The organism is Mesorhizobium sp. M7A.T.Ca.US.000.02.2.1, assembly GCF_003996995.1.
In the GTDB taxonomy this organism is placed as follows: domain Bacteria; phylum Pseudomonadota; class Alphaproteobacteria; order Rhizobiales; family Rhizobiaceae; genus Mesorhizobium.
This window is the reverse complement of record NZ_RZTT01000547.1, coordinates 1-3,281: the sequence shown is the minus strand read 5'-3', so window position 1 is coordinate 3,281 and position 3,281 is coordinate 1. Positions and strand designations below refer to the sequence as shown.

The following is a 3,281-nucleotide window of genomic DNA, read 5'->3' as shown; positions in this document are numbered from 1 at the left end:
TTTCTATATCGGCGCCTTTGCCGGTGGCGGCATCGTGCTGAACGGCCGGCTTTTTGGCGGCCCGACCGGCAATGCCGGAGCGCTGGGCTCCATGCCGGTGCCCGGGCCGGACGGCAAGCCGACCCAACTAATCGATGTCGCTTCCATCGCCATGCTCGAAAAGGCGCTCAATGCGCGCGGCGTCGAGGCCTCGCATCTGTGGACCTCGCCGGAAGACTGGGGCGAGATCGGACCCGAGCTCGACGACTGGATCGCCAGCGCCTCAAGGGCCCTCGCCTACGCCATCGTCGCCGCGTCCTCGATCATCGATTTCGAAGCGGCGGTGATCGACGGCTGGATGCCGAAGGCGGTGCGCCGCCGACTGGTCGGTGCCATCGTCGCGGCGATCGCCACGATCGACGGCGAAGGCTTGAAGCTGCCCGCCATTCGCGAGGGAACCGTCGGCATCCATGCCCGGGCGCTCGGCGGCGCCAGCCTGCCACTTTCCGAACGCTTCCTGATCGGCTCGACGACGATTTCCAGGAGCGCGTGATGCTGATCGGAATTCCGGCGCTGCTCGGTCCGGAGCTTCTGGCGATCCTGCGCGGCATGGGGCATGGCGACGAAATCGCCCTTGTCGACGGAAACTATCCGGCGGAACAGCAGGCAACCCGGCTGGTGCGCGCCGATGGTCACCCTCTTATCCCCGTACTCGACGCGATATTGAGTGTCCTGCCTGTCGATGACGCCGTGCCGGAGGCGCTGTTTCGCGCCTCGGTCAAGGGCGATCCCTCGCTTGCCGATCCCGTCCATCATGAGATCGAGGCGATCTGCGCCAAACGGGCGCCAGGCCGCAAGGTGGTTGCGCTGGCCGGCGCCGACTTCTATGCACGGGTCAAATCGGCGCATGCCATCGTCGCGACCAGCGAGCCGCGGCTCTACGCCAACATCATCATACGCAAGGGCGTGATCCATCCGCCGGAGACCAGGAAGCCATGATCCTCTGCTGCGGCGAAGCCCTGATCGACATGCTGCCGCGCACGACGACAGCGGGTGAGCCGGCCTTTGCGCCTTATGTCGGCGGCGCGGTGTTCAACACGGCGATCGCGCTTGGCCGGCTCGGCGCGCCGGCAGGTTTCTTTTCGGGCCTGTCGTCGGATCTGTTCGGCGGCCAGTTCCGGGATGCGCTGGGGGCAAGCAAGGTCAGCTCCACCTATGCGCACACCTCACCACGGCCAACGACGCTGGCCTTCGTCAAGCTCACCAACGGCCAGGCGACCTACACTTTCTATGACGAGAACACCGCCGGCCGCATGCTGACCGTCGACGACCTGCCGCAGCTTGGCAGCGAGATCGAAGCCATGCTGTTCGGTGCCATCAGCCTGATTTCGGAGCCCGCCGGCAGTGCCTATGAGGAGTTCATGCGGCGCGAGCATGAAAGTCGAGTGATGATGCTCGATCCCAACATCCGGCCGAACTTCATACCGGACAAGGCCAAGCACCTCAGGCGCATTCGCGCGATGATGGCGATGGCCGATATCGTGAAATTGTCGGACGAAGACCTGAACTGGTTCGGCGAAGCCGGCTCGCACGAGGATGTCATCCGCAACTGGCTGGATCGAGGCCCGAAGCTGATCGTCGTCACCCATGGCAGCGAAGGCGCCGTCGGCTATACCAGGGAACATGCCGTCACCGTCATGCCGGAAAAGGTCGAGGTGGTCGACACGGTCGGCGCCGGCGATACCTTCAACGCCGGCATCCTCGCCTCCTTGCATGAGCAGGGCCTGCTGACCAAGGCGGCGATTTCCCGCTTGTCGAAAGGCGCCATCCACAAGGCGCTGGCGCTCGGCGCGAAGGCGGCGGCAGTGACCGTGTCGCGGGCCGGCGCCAATCCACCCTGGCGACATGAAATCGCCTGAGCAACGCTCAACATAAGTTGAGCCCAATCGATCACTTTATGTTTCGCAGGGGCTCTTTACAGGGCTATAAGGGCGGGATGGTGCCCGACGAAGCCCGGATTTCCGGCATCTGACTGACATTCGCCGGGAAATACTGGTAACGGACTGCGACACTTGGGCAATTTAGGGCCCCGCCTGCCCGGCTTTCTCGGCAAGCGCAACTCTGGTACCAGCGGCCGATTATCTGGCTAACCTGTTTTGAGGCCGACATGCAGTTCATCGATCTTGGCGCGCAGCGCGAACGAATCCGCGACCGACTGAAGGCCGCGATCGACCGTGTCGTCGACGAAGGCCGTTATATTCTTGGCCCGCAAGTCACCGAATTCGAGAATAAGCTTGCCGCCTATATCGGCACCAAGCATGTCGTGGCCTGCGCCAACGGCACCGACGCGCTGATGTTGCCACTGTTTGCGGCCGGCATCGGCCCGGGTGACGCGGTGTTCGTTCCGAGCTTCACTTTCGCCGCCACCGCCGAAGTGGTGGCACTGGCCAAGGCCGAGCCGGTGTTCGTCGATGTCGACCCGCATAGCTACAACATCGACATTGCCAGCCTCGAAGCGGCCATCGCCATGATCAAGAAGGAAGGAAGGCTGAAGCCGAAGGCTATCATTCCTGTCGATCTGTTTGGCCTAGCCGCCGATTACGAGGCGATCATGGCGATCGCCAACCGCGAAGGGCTGATGGTGATCGAGGATGCCGCCCAGTCGGTGGGCGGTTCGCTCGACGGCAAGATGTGCGGTGCTTTCGGCCATGTCGGATCGACCAGCTTCTATCCGGCCAAGCCGCTTGGCTGCTACGGCGACGGCGGCGCGATGTTCACCAATGACGATGCGCTGGCTGAGCAGCTTCGCTCCTTCGCCTTCCATGGCAAGGGCGAGACGCAGTACGACAATGTCCGCGTCGGCATCAATTCGCGACTCGACACGATCCAGGCGGCGATCCTGATCGAGAAGCTGGCAATCCTCGAAGACGAGATGGTCGCCCGGCAGGTGGTGGCAAAGCGCTATGCCGAAGGGCTTGGCGATATCGTCACTGCGGCGCGCAATCTGGACGGCAGCCGTTCGGCCTGGGCGCAATACGCGATCGAGACGCCCAAGCGCGACGGGCTGAGGGCGCATCTCGGCGAAAAGGGTATTCCGTCTGTCATCTACTACGTGAAGCCGCTGCATGCCCAGGTCGCTTATCGCGACTACCCACGCACGCCGACCGGCCTTGCCGTATCAGAAGACTTGCCGAAGCGGATCCTGTGCCTGCCCATGCACCCTTATCTCAGCGAAGCCGACCAGGACCGCATCATCGAGACGATCCGCAACTATAACGGCTCGAATTCGGCGCAGGCCGCGG

General features: G+C 63.4%; 4 protein-coding genes. All 4 read left to right on the top strand.

Annotated features, from left to right (window positions below):
• The coding region (locus EOD15_RS31260) for an ROK family protein (protein WP_148129725.1) at positions 1 to 532 on the top strand (532 nt) is incomplete at its 5' end.
• A complete protein-coding gene (locus tag EOD15_RS31255) occupies positions 532 to 978 on the top strand; it encodes an RbsD/FucU domain-containing protein (protein ID WP_023808513.1) in 447 nt (148 codons plus the stop codon). The genes EOD15_RS31260 and EOD15_RS31255, both read left to right, overlap by 1 nt.
• A complete protein-coding gene (locus tag EOD15_RS31250) occupies positions 975 to 1,898 on the top strand; it encodes a carbohydrate kinase (RefSeq protein ID WP_127322151.1) in 924 nt (307 codons plus the stop codon). Before EOD15_RS31255 ends, EOD15_RS31250 begins: the two co-directional genes overlap by 4 nt.
• 248 nt (positions 1,899 to 2,146) lie before the next feature.
• Positions 2,147 to 3,281, top strand: a 1,135-nt coding sequence (locus tag EOD15_RS31245) for a DegT/DnrJ/EryC1/StrS aminotransferase family protein (protein ID WP_148129724.1), incomplete at its 3' end; no start/stop codon positions are given.

Excerpts from the sequence above, each read along its gene's own strand:
- EOD15_RS31255 (WP_023808513.1), top strand. The coding sequence starts at position 532 with ATGCTGATCGGAATTCCGGCGCTGCTCGGTCCGGAGCTTCTGGCGATC.
- EOD15_RS31250 (WP_127322151.1), top strand. The coding sequence starts at position 975 with ATGATCCTCTGCTGCGGCGAAGCCCTGATCGACATGCTGCCGCGCACG.